Source organism: Sorangium sp. So ce1335 (genome assembly GCF_051521615.1).
GTDB lineage: Bacteria > Myxococcota_A > Polyangia > Polyangiales > Polyangiaceae > Sorangium.
Genome location: NZ_CP150363.1, coordinates 2,251,208 through 2,269,531, shown reverse-complemented (window position 1 = coordinate 2,269,531; position 18,324 = coordinate 2,251,208). Strand labels below are relative to the sequence as shown.

At 72.3% G+C, this 18,324-nt stretch carries 12 protein-coding genes; 8 read left to right on the top strand and 4 right to left on the bottom strand.

The window, feature by feature from the left end; translation table 11 throughout:
- Positions 1-202: 202 nt before the first annotated feature.
- The 8 genes from WMF24_RS08415 (at position 203) to WMF24_RS08380 (ending at position 9,450) form a co-directional block, all read left to right on the top strand.
- Entirely contained in the window at positions 203-538 is a 336-nt protein-coding gene (locus tag WMF24_RS08415; RefSeq protein WP_437735853.1) for a tetratricopeptide repeat protein, read from the top strand.
- On the top strand, positions 532-1,245 hold the full coding sequence (locus WMF24_RS08410) for a hypothetical protein (protein WP_437735852.1): 714 nt from the start codon (positions 532-534) through the stop codon (positions 1,243-1,245). The genes WMF24_RS08415 and WMF24_RS08410 overlap by 7 nt, the downstream gene beginning before the upstream one ends.
- Before the next feature lie 43 nt (positions 1,246-1,288).
- Complete coding sequence (locus WMF24_RS08405) at positions 1,289-2,965, top strand: hypothetical protein (RefSeq protein ID WP_437735851.1); 1,677 nt, start codon at positions 1,289-1,291, stop codon at positions 2,963-2,965.
- A 911-nt stretch (positions 2,966-3,876) separates the two neighbouring features.
- Positions 3,877-4,893: a PEGA domain-containing protein gene (locus WMF24_RS08400; protein WP_437735850.1), complete on the top strand. Its 1,017-nt coding sequence runs from the start codon at positions 3,877-3,879 to the stop codon at positions 4,891-4,893.
- A gap of 309 nt (positions 4,894-5,202) precedes the next feature.
- Positions 5,203-6,642: a PGRS family protein gene (locus WMF24_RS08395; RefSeq protein WP_437735849.1), complete on the top strand. Its 1,440-nt coding sequence runs from the start codon at positions 5,203-5,205 to the stop codon at positions 6,640-6,642.
- Between the two features lie 24 nt (positions 6,643-6,666).
- Positions 6,667-7,698 (top strand): tetratricopeptide repeat protein, encoded by a 1,032-nt coding sequence (locus WMF24_RS08390; RefSeq protein WP_437735848.1) that lies wholly within the window; start codon positions 6,667-6,669, stop codon positions 7,696-7,698.
- 163 nt (positions 7,699-7,861) lie between these two features.
- Positions 7,862-8,002: a hypothetical protein gene (locus tag WMF24_RS08385; protein ID WP_437735847.1), complete on the top strand. Its 141-nt coding sequence runs from the start codon at positions 7,862-7,864 to the stop codon at positions 8,000-8,002.
- 56 nt (positions 8,003-8,058) lie between these two features.
- Entirely contained in the window at positions 8,059-9,450 is a 1,392-nt protein-coding gene (locus WMF24_RS08380; protein WP_437735846.1) for a PGRS family protein, read from the top strand.
- A 707-nt stretch (positions 9,451-10,157) separates the two neighbouring features.
- On the opposite strand, the gene WMF24_RS08375 is transcribed toward WMF24_RS08380, so the two are convergent.
- From WMF24_RS08375 to WMF24_RS08360, 4 genes are all read right to left on the bottom strand, one after another.
- Positions 10,158-11,870, bottom strand: a complete 1,713-nt coding sequence (locus WMF24_RS08375) for a serine/threonine-protein kinase (protein WP_437735845.1) — start codon at positions 11,868-11,870, stop codon at positions 10,158-10,160.
- A gap of 175 nt (positions 11,871-12,045) precedes the next feature.
- The gene (locus tag WMF24_RS08370) at positions 12,046-14,034 is read right to left on the bottom strand and encodes a serine/threonine-protein kinase (protein ID WP_437735844.1); all 1,989 of its coding nucleotides are present in this window, start codon (positions 14,032-14,034) and stop codon (positions 12,046-12,048) included.
- Between the two features lie 91 nt (positions 14,035-14,125).
- Complete coding sequence (locus tag WMF24_RS08365; RefSeq protein WP_437735843.1) at positions 14,126-16,561, bottom strand: protein kinase domain-containing protein; 2,436 nt, start codon at positions 16,559-16,561, stop codon at positions 14,126-14,128.
- A gap of 5 nt (positions 16,562-16,566) precedes the next feature.
- On the bottom strand, positions 16,567-18,231 hold the full coding sequence (locus WMF24_RS08360; RefSeq protein WP_437735842.1) for a protein kinase domain-containing protein: 1,665 nt from the start codon (positions 18,229-18,231) through the stop codon (positions 16,567-16,569).
- Positions 18,232-18,324 lie beyond the last annotated feature (93 nt).

The following is an 18,324-nucleotide window of genomic DNA, read 5'->3' as shown; positions in this document are numbered from 1 at the left end:
CGACGCCGATCTACCGTCATGAAAGCCGCTCCTGCGGCACAGACGCCGGCAGGGCCACACCGGCAGCGAGCGCGGGCGGCTGGATTGTCGGCGTATCCACGGCCAGGCCGACCGACGAGCCGCAAACCTCGAACTCGTAGCTGCATCTGGCAACTCTTTGCGCGGATCAATGATGCATTGTCGACCTCTCCTGATGGGTGCGTTGTCGCTGGGCGTGCTCGTTGCGATCCCAGCAGCGGCGGAGGAAAAGGAGCCGACCGCGCAGGCGAAAGCAGCCGCCCGCTCGCACGCCGACGAGGGCTGGAACCTCTATAACGCGGGACGGTACGAGGAGGCGATCGAGGCCTTCCGCGAAGCGGAGGCGAAGGTCCACGCCCCCACGTTCCTGCTCATGATGGCGCGCGCGAACGAGAAGCTCGGTCAGATGCTCGAGGCGCGAGCCGTTTACAAGCGCATCGTCGAGGAGAAGCTCGCCGCGAACGCAACGCCAGCGTTCGTCCAAGCCCAGGCCAGCGCCAGAGGGAGCTGGCCTTGCTGACGCCGCGCATCCCGGCGCTGAAGGTCGTCGTGACGGGTGCGCCCAGCAGCGCCAGCAAGCTGACCCTCGACGGCAGCAGCATCGAACCTTCATCGTTCGTTGAACGAAACCCTGGCGACCATGTGCTGATCGCGTCGATGGCGGGCCGCCGCTCCGTTACCATAACGATCCACCTGACCGAAGGGGAACGGGAGGAACTCGTGCTCGATCCCGCATCGCTTCCCACCGAGCGTGCGCCGATGAGAGCAGCGGACGCTGCCGCGCAAAGCGCTCCAGGCAATCACCCGACCGACCGCCCGCTCGCACAACGGAACGACGCTGGCGGACCCAGTAAACCGCTGATGTACACCGGCATAGCGCTGGCGGGTGTGGCGGCGGGGGTCGGGGTGGTGTTCGGGATCGTGTCGCTGAACAAGGAGAGCGACGCGGACGAGATGTACGCGCATCTCAAGAAGAAGGATGGCGAATACTTCTGCGCGGGCGGGAAGAACGCTGCGGACTGCAAAACACTTCTGAGCGATCGTGAGGATGCATGGTTCTACACGAAGGCCGCGTGGGGCAGTTTTGGGGGTGCTGCAGTGCTCGGAGCGGCCACGCTCATCTATTACTGGACAGCTTTACCCCGCGACGAGTCGAAGGCGCACGTTAAAGTGATCCCGCATGTCGCTGCCGGCGGCGGCGGAGTCGTGGTCAGCGGGGTGTGGTAGTCAACGATGCGGCCGGCATCGGCGGCCCCTGAGGTTGCTGGACATGAAACGAATGCGGACACTGCAGGGCAGACGGGTAGCGGCCAGCACTCTCGTGGCGCTTGGTTGCGCGGCCATGTGGCAGATGATGGGATGTGCCCCATCTCCAACAGATGCGAACACGGCTTATCCTAACGAAACCGGAGGTTCGGGGACCGGCGGCACCGGAGGAAACTCCAATGTGGCGTGCGACGAAGACCCCACCACGAATCCCGGGGCAGTCATCGATGATTGCGGAGTCTTCATCAGCACGAGCGCAAGCGAGAACCCGGAGCAGAGGAAGGGCACGAAAGAGTCGCCGTTCAAAACCTTTGCCGAGGCGGCTGCGCGTAGAGGCAACAAGCGGCGGGTGTATGTATGTGCTGACGCAGCGGAGCCAGACACCGCGGCGATATATAAAGAAAGCAGCCGCGTAGACTTCAGCGACGGCGTTGAGATTTATGGCGGGTTCACGGAATGCAACAAAGAGCCCGACAACTGGGTCTGGTCGTCAGACAAACGAGCAACGCTGGTAGTTACAGCCACGACGACTGAATCAGGTAGCCCGAGCACCATCGCGCTCACGCTGAACGGCGGAGCCAACCAGGTCCAAAGCCTCAACGTCATCGCCAATGGCGCCGCGACTCAGGGCAACTCGTCGGTCGCGCTGCTGGTGAACGGAGGGACGGCCGACATCGTCAACACCGATCTCACGGCGGGCGATGCGGGCGACGGCGATCCGGGAGTTACCCCCACGGATGAAACGGATCTGAACGGCATCGCTGGGAGCAAGGGCGATGCGGCATGTGATCCGGGTGCGGCGCATCCTGGGAAAGACGGCCCCGTCAAGCAATGCCCTGGCGGCGAGAGCTCCGCAGGAGGAAAAGGTGGCGCGGGGTCCGCGTCTGGTCCTGCTGGCAGCGGCGGAGACGGCACGCCAGAGTCCGACCGAGGAGGAGCAGGAGGCCAGGGAGCTCAAAGCGCCAGCATGGCGTGCACAGACGGTGCGAACGGAGAACCGGGGAAAGACGGTACACCAGGTGACCCGATCGAAGATCCCGGCCTCGGCACGATCGACGCAACCGGGTATCACGGGGTGACTGGGGTACAGGGTAGGCCAGGCGCGCCTGGTCAGGGTGGTGGCGGCGGCGGAGGCGCTCTGGGCGGAACCGCAACTTGCCCAGGAGCCGACATCGCGGCGTCGCTGGCTGGCGCGAGCGGCGGGACCGGCGGCAGCGGAGGTTGCGGCGGGCGCGGAGGTGAAGGTGGCAAGCCCGGCGGCTCCAGCATCGCGGTGCTCATCCTGAATGCGGAAGCCACCTTCCACGACGTGCAGCTTACGGCCGGCAACGCGGGCGACGGCGGCGCAGGCGGCGACGGCGCACTAGGTGGCACAGGAGGGCTGGGCGGGGACCTCGGAGCCGGTGTGCCGCCGACCTTGCGCACAAGCTGCAGAGGTGGAAGCGGCGGCGATGGCGGCCTGGGCGGCCCAGGTGGCGGCGGCTCCGGCGGCCACTCGCTCGGCATTGTTTTCAAGGGCAACAGCTCTCTCCAAGGTGAAGTCCCCTCCTTCACGCCGGGCAGCGAAGGTCAAGGCGGCCCGGGAGGCAGCATCCCCTCCGCGGGCGCGCAAGGCGCCTCCGGCCGTTCCGGAGCATGCCTGAACTTTGACACCGGCGACGACCAGGGTTGCCTCAAGTAGCGACCAGCATCCGTGAGGTTCGCCGGCGCCCCTCCAGCGACCAGGTCCCCACGGATTCACTGGCGCACAGGTCGGACCGTACTTCATGTTGCACTGGCCTCTCAGGAAACGAGCGCCGACGGAAGACCGCCCAGGGGGCAGGAAGGATGCGGCGCGGCTCGAAGGGAAGCTCCCGACCAGTCCCCGTAGCGACTCGGGCTGGGAGCCCCGGAAGCCTCCGACCGTCCCGGCCCAATTCTCGCTCCCCGCCCTCCATTCTACCCGCCACTCCACCCCCGCCCTCGGATCCGCTACGCTTCCCCCGCCCCTCCGCTCGGCGCCGGCACCGTCCTCATCGGCAAGCATCGCCTCGAGCGCCTGCTCTCGTGCGGCGGCATGGACTCGGCCTGGGACGCGCGCCATCTCCCGCGCGGCACGTCGATCGCCGTCGAGCTCAAGGCCCGGCCCACGCCGAGTCCCCCGCGTTCCGCACCCGCTTCGAGCGCCGGGCGCGCGCCGCAGCCCAGCTCAGGGACCCGCAACGTCGTGCAGGTCGACGTCCGCGCGCTGGTCGCCGACCTCGTGCGCATCGCGGGCGCGCCGAGGTTCCCCGACGCGGGTCCGGTCCCCGCCGCGTCGGGCACGCCCGCGGCCCAACCGGACGTGACGGCGAGCCGCAGCGGCCTGACGGCGAGCCGCAGCGGCCGTCGTGCGGCGCGGCGCGAGGACGAAGCGGCCCCTGCAGGCACGCTGCCGCCGCCCGAGCCGCGCGACGGGACCACAAAAACATTCAGCACCGCCCGAACGAGGTATCTTGCCTCTCCACGGCGGCCGAGGTGCTGCCGTACCCTCCTCCAACCCCCAGCTCCCTGGAGCAACGCCGGATTTTCATGACGACGAAGCGCCCGCTGCTGTGGACCTTGAGTGTAGCGATGGCCCTGCTGGCTCCCGTTGCCGGCGCGCAGCCGGCGGCCCCTCGGGCCGAGGCCCAGGAGACCGACGCGCTGACGGACAGGGCGCGCCAGCTCTTCCAGGATGGGGTGAAGGCGGCCAAGGCGGGGAAGTGGGCCGACGCGCACGCGGCGTTCCTCGCGGCGTGGAGCCTCAAGCCGCACTACCAGATCGCCTCGAACCTGGGCGTGGCCTGCCTCAAGGTGGGCAAGCCCCGCGACGCCGCCGAGTACCTCGCGCGTTACCTCCGCGAGGCCCCCGCGACGAAGGTCAACGAGCGGCAGCTCGCGGAGGCGTCGCTTCAGGAGGCACGCTCGAAGGTCGCGGCCGTCACGGTGCAGGTCGCACCGGAGGGCGCCGAGGTGATCGTGGACGGGGCGACCGTCGGGCGAGCCCCGCTCGCGGATCCCGTGTTCCTCGATCCGGGCCAGCATGAGGTCGGCGCGAAGCTCGACGGGTACACGCCGCAGACGCGTCCGATCGCGGCGACAGCGGGCGGCACGACGACGGTGGTCCTCGATCTGTCGCGAAAGCCGGAGCCCGCCGCGGTGCGTCCCGCCCCCGGCCCGCGCGTGCCGCCCACGCCAGCGGCGTCGGGGGACGGCGGGAGGACGGCGGTCCTCGTCGGAGGTGGGATCGCGGCCGGCGCCGCCGTGATCGCAGGTGTTGCGTTCACGCTTGTCGCCAACGGCAAGGCGAGCGATGCAGAAGAGAAGTACAGAGCGCCCGAACTCGCTGGCGGAGGCGACTCAAGCTGCTGGAAACCCGTCGAGCCCGGCCTGGAGCAGCCGTGCGACAGGCTGAACGAGCTGGTCCACGGCGAGTACCTGTTCAGGAACGTGGCCATGTGGAGCTTCATCGGTGGGGGCGCGGTCGCGCTTGGAACGCTCGGCTACTACTTGCTTGCGAGCCCGCCGAGCGAACCACGGGATCAGGTGCGTGCCTCGCCCTTCGTGACGCCAGGCGGCGGGGGAGTCGTCGTTGGCGGGTCTTTTTGAATCGAGGAACCCATGAACCGAGAGGTCAAGAGGACAATGCGGCTCGCCACCCACGGAGCTTCGGCGCTGGCTGCGGCATCGATCGTCGCTGCAGTGCACGCGACGAGCTGCCTCCGCCCCGATTGCAGCGAGCTGCGTACGTGCGAAGGTGGTGATGCGGGGACCGGCGGCGCTGGAGGAGCGGGGGGCGCTGGGACCGGAGGCGCTGGAGGAACGGGGGGCGCTGGGACCGGAGGCGCTGGAGGAACGGGGGGCGCTGGGACTGCCGGCGCTGGAGGAGAGGGAGGCGCCGGAGGAGGGCCGCAGATCGTGCAATGCGTGCCCAGCGCCGAGGGCTGGACCGCAGACGAGGAATGCGGCGTGTTCGTGTCGGCAGGCCGTGGCACCACCGAGGGCTCAGGGACAAAGGACGCTCCGCTCAGCTCGCTTCAGGACGCCATCGCTACCGCCCAGCAGAACGGGACCGGTCGCGTGTACGCTTGTGCTGGAGAGGGCGAAGGGTTCAACGGAGCGGTCGAGGTACCGGGAGGCATTACCCTCTACGGCGGACTTGACTGCGCCAACGGCTGGACATGGGTCGGCCAGACGCAGAAGACGACCCTCACTGCGGAGAGCGGAACCATCCCGCTGACGATGCGCGGGCTACCGGGCGCCGTGCACATCGAGGACGTGCACGTCATGGCGCAGCCGGGCATGCTGCGGCCTCAAAACCAGGGAGTCTCGTCGATTGCAGCCATTGCGATGAGCACGAGCGTGGAGCTCGTCCGGTGCGTGCTCGAAGCCAGAGATGCAGCGTCAGGACCGGGCGGCACATCTTACCCAAACCCTGCTGCGGACGGCGCGCCGGGGCTGCCGGGAGGTGACGCTTGCTCCAATGACGGGGATCGCGTGGCCGGCGGAAGCGCCGTGATCAATAATTGCGGCACGCCCGCCGACCTGAACGACGATTCGATCGGTGGCGAGGGTGGCGAAGGCCGGATGACCCAAGGGTACAATGGTGAGAGCGGGAGACCTCTCGCCCTCGGTGACAGCGGGAATGGCGGTGTGGGCCGGGTCTCGGGGAGTGATATGCCCTGCACAGCTGGCGGCGCAGGCAGCAACGGTGGCACAGGCACGCCCGGCGCAGACGCCACAGGGATCGGTGTCATCTCCATGACTGGATACACAGGCGCCAGCGGCAGGCCCGCCGGCCATGGGGCGCCGGGGCAAGGTGGCGGCGGCGGTGGTGGCGAGCGAGGCGCATCGGCGACCAATCGCAGCTGTCCAGGCGGGGTCCGAAGCCGTGCCGGCGCAGCTGGCGGCTCCGGCGGGGCCGGCGGCTGCGGCGGCCTCGGCGGTCTGGGCGGCTACTGGGGCGGTGCCAGCATCGCGCTCATCAGCATCGAGGCCGCGCTGTCGTTCGAGGACGTGCTCCTTCAAGCCGGCAACGGCGGCAACGGCGGCGACGGCCGCTACGGCCAGATCGGCGGCATGGGCGGCGCTGGCGGCACCGGCGGGGTAGTTCCGCCCAATTCCAGCGGCATTTCCCCTGCCTGCCAGGGCGGCAGAGGCGGCAACGGCGGCAACGGTGGCAAAGGCGGCGGAGGCCAGGGCGGCCATTCCCTCGGCATTGCGGTCCTCGGCGCCCCACCGCAGCTCGAGGGCGTCACCATCAGCCTCGGCACCGCCGGCCGCGGCGGCGAGGGCATCGACCCCGACCACCGCGGCGCGGATGGCCTCGCGATGGACATGCTCGACTTCGACAACTGAACCGCCTCGCTGCACCTCGCCGCCATGAGCCACCGCCTGCAGCTCCGCCTCTGTCTATCCCTGGCGCTCGCGCTCCCTCTCCCCGCCGTGCCAGCCGCCGCCATCGCCCAACCGGCCGTGCCGACCGATCAGGCCAAGGCCGCGGCCCGAGCTCTCGCCAACAAGGGCCAGGAGCTCTTTGATGCCCGCCGCTACGAGGAGGCGCTCGCGGCTTTCCGCGAGGCCGAGGCCCAGGTCCACGCCCCATCGCTCATGCTCAGGATCGCGCGCTCCTGCGAGCGGCTCGGGCGCCTCATCGAGGCGCGGTCGTGGTATCAGCGCATCGTGGACGAGCCGCTGACGGCCAGCGCCCCGCCGCCGTTCCAGGAGGCGCAGGCCGACGCGAGGGTCGAGCTCGCCGCGCTCGCCCCGCGCATCCCGTCCCTGGAGGTCGCCGTCACGGGCGCGCCGACGTCCGCCGTGGAGCTGACGCTGGACGGCCAACGCATCGACCCGGCGCTGCCCGTGGAGCGCGATCCCGGCGACTACACGCTGGTCGCGGTCGTGGCGGGCCGGACCCCGGTGACGAGGACAATCCAGTTGAAGGAAGGCACGAGAGAGCGCGTCACCCTCGTTCTGGCGCCCCCACCAGCGGCAGCAGCACCGCCCGCGGACCGCTCGGCTGCGCCCTGGGGGAGCGATACGAAGAGGGTCTTGCTCCTCGGCGGTGGGATCACGGCCGGCGCCGCCGCCGCCGCGGGCGTGCTCTTCACGGTGCTGGCCAACAACAGGGCCCGGGATGCAGAGGCTCTCCAGCACGAGCTGACCGCTGGAGGTCAGAACAGGTGCCTGGGCGACGCCAGACCGGATGATTGCATGGAGCAGAGCCATGCCCTGGACGAGAGCGTGCGCTACAGCAATGGGGCGTTCTGGAGCTTCGTGGGTGCCGGGACGATGGGTCTCGGGACGTTGCTCTATGGCGTCCTGGGCAGCTCTTCGGGACACGAGGCCCGCGTACACATGACGCCGGTGGTGGGAGTCAACGGCGTGGGGCTCTCGGTTGTCGGGGCCTTTTGACGACGGTGCCCCCAGGAGCGATGGAGAATGATGGTGCCTCGGACTGCTCGTACGGCCGCACAGCTCGTCCTTGGAACGATGGCCGCCAGCCTCGATCTGGCCGGCTGCGTCCCCTTTTCGCTCCACGACGATTGCGAGCACAAGCCCATGTACTGTGCTGAGAATGAGGGTGGAGAAGGGGGGACGGGAAGCGTGGGCAGCACAGGGGCCGCTGGCGCTGGAGGAACGGGGGGCGCTGCTGGGACAGCCGGCGCTGGAGGAATGGGAGGCGCTGGGACTGCCGGCGCTGGAGGAGGGCCGCTGATCTTGCGATGCGTGCCCAGCGCCGGGGAGGGCTGGACCGCAGACGAGGATTGCGGCGTGTTCGTGTCGGCAGGCCGTGGCACCACCGAGGGCTCAGGGACAAAGGACGCTCCGCTCCGCTCGCTTCAGGACGCCATCGCTGCCGCCCAGCAGAACGGGACCGGTCGCGTGTACGCTTGTGCTGGAGAGGGCGAAGGGTTCAACGAAGCGGTCGAGGTACCGGGAGGCATTACCCTCTACGGCGGACTTGACTGCGCCAACGGCTGGTCATGGGTCGGCGAGACGCAGAAGACGACCCTGACTGCGGAGAGCGGAACCATCCCGCTGACAATGCGCGGGGTACCGGGCGCCGTGCACATCGAGGACGTGCACGTCGTGGCGCAGCCGGGCGTACTGCAAGCCGGAAACACGGGAATCTCGTCGATTGCGGCCATTGCGGTGAGCACGAGCGTGGAGCTCGTCCGGTGCGTGCTCGAAGCCGGAGATGCAGCGGCAGGAGCGGACGGCCCATCTTACACAACCCCTGCTGCGGACGGCGCTCCGGGGGTGCCGGGGGCTGCCGCTTGCTCCAGGAATGACGAGCATCCCGTGGCCGGCGGGAGCGCCGTGCCCAATGATTGCGGCACGCCCGACGATTGGAACGACGATTCGCTCGGTGGTAAGGGTGGCAATGGCTGGACGACCCAAGGGTACGATGGTGAGAGCGGGAGACCTATCGTCCTCGACGACAGCGAGAATGGCGGCGCGGGCCGGGGTTCGGGGAGTAATACTCCCTGCACCAATGGCAGCTCAGGCAGCGACCGCGGCACAGGCTCGTCCGGCGCAGGCGCCACGGGTATCGGCGTCATCTCGATGACTGGATACACAGGCGTCCGCGGCGGGCACGGCGTCCGTGGGGCGCCAGGGCAAGGCGGCGGCGGCGGTGGTGGCGAGCGAGGCGCATCGGTGAACCTTCGCAGCTGTCCAGGCGGGGTCCGGAGCCGCGCCGGCGCAGGTGGCGGCTCCGGTGGCGCCGGCGGCTGCGGCGGCCTCGGCGCTCCAGCTGGTTACTGGGGCGGCGCCAGCATCGCGCTCATCAGCGTCGAGACCGCGCTGTCGTTCGAGGACGTGCTCCTTCAAGCCGGCAACGGCGGCAACGGCGGTGACGGCGGCAACGGGCAGATGGGCGGCATGGGCGGCCCTGGCGGCGTCGGCGGGATAGTTCCGGCCGGGTCCAGCGAACTGTACCCTGGCTGCCAGGGCGGCAGAGGCGGCAACGGTGGCAACGGTGGCAAAGGCGGCGGAGGCCAGGGCGGCCATTCCCTCGGCATTGCCGTCCTCGGAGCCCCACCGCAGCTCGAGGGCGTCACCATCAGCCTCGGCGCCGCCGGCCGCGGCGGCGAAGGCATCGACCCCGACCACCGCGGCGCGGATGGCATCGCGGCGGCCACGCTCGACTTCGACAACTGAACCGCCCCGCTGCACCTCGCCGCCATCGCCGGCCACCATCTTCACCGCGGTCTCTCTTCTCGCGCTCGCGCTCCTGGCCGCGCCGGCCAGCGCCGTCGCCCCCCCCGCCACGCCGGTCGAGCGCGACCGCTGCCAGACCGCGCCGGCCCCGCCCGGCGGTGTTGAGGCCCGCCTTCGGTGCGCCCTCGCGCCCGATGCAACGCTTGCATTCCCGCCTCGGCCGCCCAGCCAGCCATTCTAACGTGAGGAACCGGCAACTCACCCACCCCGGAGCGCATTTCAAGCATTGTTTCCGGCCGCTCAGCCGCCGAGCCGCCCGTTTCAGCGCTTGAAACGGCCAGCTCGGCGCCCGAGCGCCCCGCTGCAACGCTTGCATCAAGCGTTGCAGCGGACCCGCGACGGGACCGTCCGCCATGAATGCCTTGCTGCAGCGCGCGGATGCTCGACGCTCCCCGGCGGCGGCGACACCTCCGTCTCTCGAAGCCCGCGATCCGTCGAGCGCAGTCCGACCTCGATCTTCCACGGTCGCACGTCGGTCCCTGGCAGCCCCACACCGGCTCCTGGATGCCCGGTATCGATTCCTCGCTACCACCGCTCGAGATCCATCACGGCGCTCGGTACGCGGCGTCCCCGCCCCGCGCGGCGGCCACGCCCCGGGCCGCGGGCCCACGCACCGGGCCGCGGGCCCACGCACCGCGATATCGACCTCAGAACCCCCAGTCCGGCTGCTTCTTCGAGCTCCCCTGGGAAGCCCCTGTGCTCGCCGGCGGTGCCCCTCTCCCCGGGGGCGGTGCCGACCGTTGCCTCTCGGCTGCCGTCCGCGGCTCCTCGCGGCGCTGCGCCGCGGTGCTCGGCCCCTCGCTCGGAGCAGGCCGCGCGCCGCTCGTCCCGGGCGCGGCTTCCGCAGCAGGCGGCGCTGGCTCCGGCGAGGCGCTCGCTGCAGCGGTCCCCCCCGGTGCGCTCTGCGCCGCCTCCGGCGCCGGCACGATCACCGCCCCCGCCCCCGTCCCGGTCCCCATCGCAGCCGCGTCCGTGGATGCAGCCGCCTTCGTGACCGCAGCCACCCCCGTCCCGGCCCCCGCCGTCCCGGCCCCCGCCGCCTCGTCGGCCGACGCCGCCGCGCCCGTGTTGGCCTCCGCCGCCACGTTCGCCTCGCCCCCCCGCTCCCGCGGCGCCTCGACCACGCGCCGCAGCAGGACGCCCAGCCCCAGGCCCACCGCGGTGATCCCCACGCCTCCCGCGATGATCCATGCCGCCGTCGCCCCTCGCGAGCGCTGCCGCGACGCTCCTGCCACGTGAACCGCGTCCGTCAGCGTGCCCGGCGAAGGCTCCTGCCCCACGGCCGCAGTCCCCTCCACGCCGCCCGGCACCTGCCCGTACGCCGCCGGATACGCCCCTCCCCCGTACCCACCGGCTGCCGCCACCCCTGCCGCCCCCACCGCTCCCGGCGCCCCCGCCGCCCCCACCGCTCCCGGCGCCCCCGCCGCCCCCATCACGCCCGGCACCCCCGCCGCCGTCCATCCGAACGGGCTCGACCCCCCTCCCCTCGACGACGAGAACACCGCCGTCATCCCGATCGCCCGCCCGAACTCCTCGACCATCTCGCGCACGTTCTGGAACCGGTGCGCCCGGTCGCGCGCCAGCGCCCGCGCGAAGAACGCGTCGATCGCAGGCGGCAGGTCCGGCGCGAGCTGCCTCGCCGACGGGATCGGCTCCACGAGGATCTTCGTCATCACCTGCGCCAGCACGTCGCCAGGGAACGGCAGGTACCCCGTCACCATCCGGAACAGGATCACCCCCATCGCCCAGAGATCGCTGCGCGCGTCGATGTCGCGGTCGGCGCGGAGCTGCTCCGGGCTCATGTAGTGCGGCGACCCCATCACCTCGCCGGTCGTCGACGCCTCCGTCACGAGCTTCGGCACCGTCTCCTTGGCGATCCCGAAGTCGATGAGCTTGAGCAGATCCTCGTCCTCGCCGTCGACGCGCGCCAGGAACAGGTTCGCCGGCTTCAGGTCCCGGTGGACGAGCCCGGCGTCGTGCACGCTCCGCAACGCCTTGCCGGCCTGCACCAGCAGGCGCTGCGTCTCCGGGAGCGACAGCCTGCGCACCCGCTTGAGCCGCGCGCTCAGGTCCTCGCCGCGCAGGAGCTCCATCACGAGGTACGGCACGCCCTGCTCGAAGCCGAAGTCGTGCACCTGCACCACGTGCGGGCTACGGAGGTGCGCCGCCGCGCGCGCCTCGCGCTCGAAACGCGCGCGGAACGCCGGCGCGCTGGCGTAAGCCGTCCCCATGAACTTCACGGCGACGTGCGTTCCGAGCTGCACGTGCTGCGCCACCCACACCGAGCCCATGCCGCCGGCCGAGAGCGGGTGCTCCAGGCGGTACTTGCCGGCGATGATCGCGCCTGAATCAAGCTGCATGGGCCGGGGCGCCTCCTGCGCCGGAGCAGCGTAGCCGATCGCACGCGCGTCGAGCAGGCCGCGCGCGACGTACACCGCGACCGCGAGAGCACGCGTGGACGAGGGCCCGCATCGGAGCGAGCTCGAGGGCGGCGCGGGTCGCGAGGATCGGCGGCAAGGTGGCTGGCCCGCTGGTTCAGTCGAACGGCCGGGTCGGCGCAGAGGGCTTCTTCGCCGGAGCGGACCTCTCGGCCGCCGGCGGCGCCCCGGGAGCCGCAGGCGCCGGCGCGCCGAACAGCTCCTCGTAGATCTCATCCCTCTTCTCTGGCGGCCGCTTCTTCTGCTGAGCCGACGCCACGCCCGAGGCCGGCACGGGCTGACCTGCCGTCCCTTGGGTCGCTGCAGCGCGCGACGGTCGTTCCTGCTGCCCCTCTCCTGCCTTGAGCGCGTCGGCCGTTCCTGGCGCGCGGTCCCCCTTGCCGCCCGCGTCGACGCCCGTAGGCCCTGCTTCCGCGGAGCCCGGGGCATCCTCGCGAGCCCCCGCCGCCGGCTGCTTCGACGGTGCCGCCGCTGCAGGCGCGCCTGTCGCCGCGGCCTGCGTCGCGGCAGGCGGAGCCACCTTCACCGCACCCGTGCCCGCGCTCGGCGCGCGCCCGACGTCCTCCCCAGCAGGAGCGTCCGACGCCCCTTCCCGGCCGACAATCCACGTTGCGGCGACCCCGCCGACGATCAGCCCCGCCACGAGCGTCGCCGCCACGGCCTTGCCCTTTCCATGCCTCCGCCCCGCACTGCCGCCCTCTCGCTCCTTGGCAGCAGGCTGCGCGCCCCCGCGGTCGACGCCGGCGCGCTGGGCCAGGGCCTTCGCCCGCGCCATCTCCGCCGCTTGCTGGTGTGCCGCGGCCGCCTGTCCTCGCATCACCAGCGTCCCGCGAGGCGTCACGACCGGCACGGCCCCTGCCGCGGCCGGCGGGGCGCCCGCCGCAGGGGCCGGGCTACTCCCCTGCACCGTCTGCGCTCCGCCCCGCTGCGGTTGCCCCGTCGGCCTCACCGGCACCGTCGTCGCGAGCTCGTCCGGGGTCGGCGCCCTCCCCTGCTCCCGCTCCGGAACCATCACCGTTTCCTGCTCCGATGCCGTCCTCGACAGCGGCGCAGTGCGCTCTCCCTCTCCCGCACGCGTCGCGGTGCGCGTCGGAGACTCCCTCCATCCCGACTGGGCGTGCGTTGCGGTGCGCGTCTGCGACTCGATCCATCCCGCGCCCGCGTCCGCCGCGAACGCGCTCACCTCCGGCGGGGCCCCCACGCCTTGCGCCCCGAGCGCTCCCGCCGGCAGCATCAGCTCCGACAGCGCCCGCGCCACCTCCTCCGCCGCCGCGAACCGCTCCGCCCGATCCCTGCGCAGGCACCGGTCGACGATCCTCACGAGCCGCTCGTCCACGTGCCGCAGGTAGCGCGACACCTTCGGGATCTCGCCCGACAGGATCTGCGACAGCAGCTGCGGGCCCTCGCCCTGGAACGGCCGCACGCCGGTGAGCATCTCGAACAGCACGACCCCGAGCGCCCACAGATCCGCCCGCGCGTCGACGTCCCCGTCGGCGCGCACCTGCTCCGGGCTCATGTAGAACGGCGACCCGACCGCCGCGTCCATCGTCGACGACACGCCCCGCGCGACAGCGAGGTTCTTCGCAACCCCGAAGTCGAGCACCTTGACCACGACGTCGTCCGCGCCCGGCGGCCGGTGCACGAAGATGTTCGCCGGCTTGAGATCCCGGTGCACGATCTGCACGGCGTGCGCCGCGGCGAGCGCGCCGGCCACGTCGTGCGCGATCCGGGCGGCGAGCGGCGCCTGGAGCCGGCGCCTCGCCTCGAGCAGCTCCGCGACGCTGTCGCCGACCAGGAGCTCCATGATGAGGCACGGCTCGCCGCTGTCGGTGTGGGTCACGTCGATCACGTCGACGATGTTCGGGTGCTGCAGCGCTCCGCACGACTGCGCCTCGCGGAGGAGCCGCTTCCGCAGCGAGGGGTCGGGCCGCGCAATCAGCTTGAGGGCCACCTCGCGCCCGGTGGACTCATTCGTCGCAGCCCAGACGACGCCCATCGCGCCCTGCCCGATCTTGCGGGTCAGGCGGAACTTCCTCGCGAGCAGCATGCCCGGAAAGAGCCTGTACGCCTCGATCGCTTGTGACATGTACCCCCGGGGTCGACCGCCCGCTCTGGCCTACCACTCCGCTTACACGGCCGGAACCACGGAAGCCTCGCCCCCGCACGCCTGGCAGCGCTCAGGGAGCGTACGGGTCCTTCTTCCTCGCCTGGTCCCGCAGGCAGCTCGTCCGCATGAACCCCGTCTTTCCCGCGCACGGATCCGCAGGCGGCCGCCGGGCCGCGGGCTGCTGCGAGGGTCGCGGCGCGGCTGCCGGCTGCGCGGGAGGCTTCACCGCGCCCTGCGCCGCAACGGCGGACCGCACCGGCGCCGCGGCCGGCTGAGGCGCCGGCGCCGGTTGCGGCGAGGGCGGCGGCACCGCGGCCGTCGATACCGCCGGCGCCGCCGGCGGATTCCCCTCCGCCACGGCGGGCGCCGCGCCCGCTGCGCTGTCCGCCGCGCCCGCTGCGCTGTCCGCCGCGCCCGCTGCGCCTTCCGCCCCCGCCGCGCCTGCATCCGCACGCGCATCGACCCCGGGCGGCTCCGGCGCTGCCGCTGCCTCAGGCGCAGCGGTCGCCGGCGGCGGCGCTTCCGGCGGCCTGGCGGCGTTCGCGTTGCTCTCGGTACCGGCGTCCGGCAGCACCTCGGGCACGGCGGCGCCCTCCGTGGGCGCTGGCGAGCGCAACGCAAAGAAGAGCACCACGCCCACCAGGCCAGCCGCACCGGCGGCGAGCGCCGCCAGGACCGGACGAGGAGGCAGGCGATTCCATATCTCCTGTCGCCGCGGCGCCGGCGACTGCACGGCGGTCGCCGTGGGGAGCGGCGTCGGCCGCGCTGCCCACGGCGACGGCTGCCCCGCCCGGCTCGCCTCCGGGCTCGGCGCGAGCGGCGCGGTCGTCGACTTCCCCGGCTCGTCCTGGCTCCACGTCGGCGGCGGCGGCGCGCTCGCGCCGGCTTCCGGGATCTGGATGCCGTCGAAGTCGAGCTTCTGGGTCAGCTCGGCGTTCCACACCGGCTCCGACGCCGCGCTGCCCCTCGGCGACAGCGGCGCCTCCCCCGGGGCGCTGGGCATCCGCGCCGGCTGCGCCCCTCCCAGCACCGCGCCGGCCCTCGGCGACAGCGGCGCCGCCGGCATCTCGCCCGGCAGCGGCGTCGCCGCCCTCATCCCGCCGACGCCCATCGGCGGCAGCAACGCCCCCGCCGGCATCTCGACCGGCAGCGGCGTCCCGCCCCTCACGCTCCCGCCCATCGGCGGCAGCGGCGCCGCCGGCATCTCCCCCGGCAGCGGCGTCGCCGCCCTCATCCCGCCGACGCCCATCGGCGGCAGCGGCGCCGCCGGCATCTCCCCCGGCAGCGGCGTCGCCGCCCTCATCCCGCCGACGCCCATCGGCGGCAGCGGCGCCGCCGGCATCTCCCCCGGCAGCGGCGTCGCCGCCCTCATCCCGCCGACGCCCATCGGCGGCAGCGGCGCCGCCGGCATCTCCCCCGGCAGCGGCGTCGCCGCCCTCATCCCGCCGACGCCCATCGGCGGCAGCGGCGGAGGCAGCGGCGCCCCCACCGGCGCGGCGCCGGGCAACCCTGGCATCTCCCCCGGCGGCATCGGCCCGCCCCCGCTCCCGCCGTTCCCGCCGTTCCCGCCGAGCCCACCGATTCCCCCGGCCCCGACCGCCGCGCCGCCCCGCGCCGCCGCAGCGCCCGCCCCCACGCCCGGCCTCGCGCCCGCGGCCGCGTACCCGTCAAGGAGGTCCGCCAGCTCGGCCGCCGACCCGATCCGCTCGTCCCGGTGGCGCGCCATGCACCGCGCCACGAGCTCGACGAGCCCCGGGTCGATCCGCCGCACGTACCGGGAAACCTTGGGGATTTCCCCGGTCAAGATCCCGGTGAAGACCGCCCTCGCGTCCCCCTGGAACGGGCGCATGCCGGTCAGCATCTCGAACAGCACGACGCCGACCGCCCAGATGTCGGCCCGGTGATCGACGTTCGGCTCGGCCCTCACCTGCTCCGGGCTCATGTAGAGCGGCGACCCGACCGCGCCGCCCGTCGCCGTGCGGACCCCGTCGTTCACGGCGAGGTTCTTCGCGACCCCGAAGTCGAGCACCTTCACCACCGGCTCGTCCACGTCCGGCTCGCGGTGCAGGAAGATGTTCGCCGGCTTCAGATCGCGGTGGACGATGTGCAGCGCGTGCACCGCCGCGAGGCCCCGCGCCACGTCGCGCCCGATCGACGCCGCCACGTCCGCGTCGAGCCGCCGCCGGCGCTGGAGGAGCTCCGCGAGCGTCTCCCCGGTGAGGAGCTGCATCACGAGGAAGGGCTCGCCGAAGTCGGTCTCCCCCATGTCGTACATGTCGATGACGTTGCGGTGCCGCAGCGCCCCGCCGTTCCGCCCCTCCCGCTGCAGCCGCCGCCGGAGCTCGGGATCCGGACGGTGAATCAGCTTCAGCGCCACCTCGCGCGACGTGGACAGGTTGAGCGCCGCCCACACGACGCCCATGGAGCCCTCCCCGAGGCGCCGCACGAGCTTGTACTTCTCGGCGATCACCAGGCCGGGACCGATCTGCGTGAAAGACTTCGACATCGAGCTCAGCAGGGTTGTTCGAGGCGCGGCACGGCGGCGCGCGAGGTCTCGTTACCTATCGCCAACGGAAGGACGCCACCGAAGGTAGCACGCCCGCTGCTGCGCCCCCCCGGGCTCTCCACGTCGGCGCGCAGCAGGAGGTACCCGGCGGCCATGCCGATCCCCACGAGGAGCGCCGCCGCGAGCACCGCCACCGCGATCCACACGAGAGGCGACCGGGCAGGCTCAGGAGCCGAGCGCTTCGGGGGAGGCGGAGGGTGCGGGTCGAGCGGCGCGGTGTCACCGAACGACGCCCGCCTCGGCGCGGGCGCCTGCGCGTTCGGAACCGCCGGAGACGACGCCTGCGCCGCCCGATGATGGACGGCCGCCTGACCCGGGGTGAGCTTGATCGTCCCGTGCTCCCCCAGCAGGGGATTGCTCGACATCGCCCTCCGGTGCGCCTGGCCCGCCGCGCCACCGCCCCCCGGGTGCGCCTGGACCGCCACGCCACCGCCCCCCGGGTGCGCCTGGACCGCCGCGCCACCGCCCCCCGGGTGCGCCTGGACCGCCACGCCACCGCCCCCCGGGTGCGCCTGGCCCGCCGCGCCATGCGCGGGCACCGGCGACGCCCCGCGCGGCGGTGACCCGGGCGTGCTCCCGTGCGCCTGCGGGCCCTGCAGATGGGCCATCGAGGCGGGGAGCGGCGTCGTCGTCGCCGGCGCAGGTCCAGACGCGGCCGCGCCCCACGCCCCTCGCCCGAGAGGCTGCGGCGCCTCGTGCCGCAGATCCGGCGACGACCCGGGCGACGAGGCGACGCGCGGGGGCGCCGACGGCGTGACGAACGACTCGAGCGCCGCCGCGACCTCGGCCGCAGAGCGCGGCCTCCGGTCGCGATCGCGCTGGAGACACTGCGTCACGAGCGCGTCGAGGCCGGGATCGATCTGCCAGACGAACTGCGACACCGTCGGGATGTCGCCCTGCAGCACGTTCCTCAGGAGCTCGTGCGCCTTGCCCTGGATCGGCCGCCTGCTCGTGAGCATCTCGAACATCACGACGCCGAGCGCCCAGAGGTCCGCGCGCGTGTCGATATCGCTCTGCGCCCGCACCTGCTCCGGGCTCATGTACGCAGGCGAGCCGATGAGGATGCCTGTCGCGGTGCGCATCTGCTGAGGACCGGTGAGGAACTTGCTCACGCCGAAGTCGAGTATCTTGACGACGTAATTGCTCTCGCCAGGCTCGGTGTGGAGAAAGATGTTGGACGGCTTCAGATCCCTGTGGATGATGCCGCGCTCGTGCGCGACGGAGAGGCCGCGCGCGATGTCCCGGGCGATCCGCGAGGCCTCGGGGACCTCCAGCTTGCGCTTGCGCTTGAGCAACGACGAGAGCGTCTCGCCCGAGAGCAGCGGCATGACAAGGAACGGATAGCCGTTCTCGGTCTCGTCGGCATCGTAGATATCGACGATGTTCCGGTGGCTCACGGCGCCGCAGGCGCGCGCCTCCCGCAGGAGCCGGGCGCGGAGCTCCGGGTCAGGGCGCACGAGCAGCTTGAGCGCCACCTCGCGCGACGTGGCCTCGTTGTGCGCCGCCCAGACGACGCCCATCGCCCCCTCGCCGATCCGGCGCAGAAGGCGGTATTTGCCGCAAACGAGCGCACCTGGCGGCGGCGCGGCAGGAGGCGAGGGAGACTGCATGGGGTGAGCTCGCTTGAGGACGGCTGCAGTGGCAGATCGAGGGCGCTTGGGGAGAATTGTCGCAGGTGAGGGAGCGCACCGTCAAGTAAAGGC

Excerpts from the sequence above, each read along its gene's own strand:
- WMF24_RS08375 (WP_437735845.1), bottom strand. The coding sequence starts at position 11,870 with ATGCAGCTTGATTCAGGCGCGATCATCGCCGGCAAGTACCGCCTGGAG.
- WMF24_RS08360 (WP_437735842.1), bottom strand. The coding sequence starts at position 18,231 with ATGCAGTCTCCCTCGCCTCCTGCCGCGCCGCCGCCAGGTGCGCTCGTT.
- WMF24_RS08400 (WP_437735850.1), top strand. The coding sequence starts at position 3,877 with ATGGCCCTGCTGGCTCCCGTTGCCGGCGCGCAGCCGGCGGCCCCTCGG.
- WMF24_RS08370 (WP_437735844.1), bottom strand. The coding sequence starts at position 14,034 with ATGTCACAAGCGATCGAGGCGTACAGGCTCTTTCCGGGCATGCTGCTC.
- WMF24_RS08385 (WP_437735847.1), top strand. The coding sequence starts at position 7,862 with ATGAGGGTGGAGAAGGGGGGACGGGAAGCGTGGGCAGCACAGGGGCCG.
- WMF24_RS08390 (WP_437735848.1), top strand. The coding sequence starts at position 6,667 with ATGAGCCACCGCCTGCAGCTCCGCCTCTGTCTATCCCTGGCGCTCGCG.
- WMF24_RS08365 (WP_437735843.1), bottom strand. The coding sequence starts at position 16,561 with ATGTCGAAGTCTTTCACGCAGATCGGTCCCGGCCTGGTGATCGCCGAG.
- WMF24_RS08405 (WP_437735851.1), top strand. The coding sequence starts at position 1,289 with ATGAAACGAATGCGGACACTGCAGGGCAGACGGGTAGCGGCCAGCACT.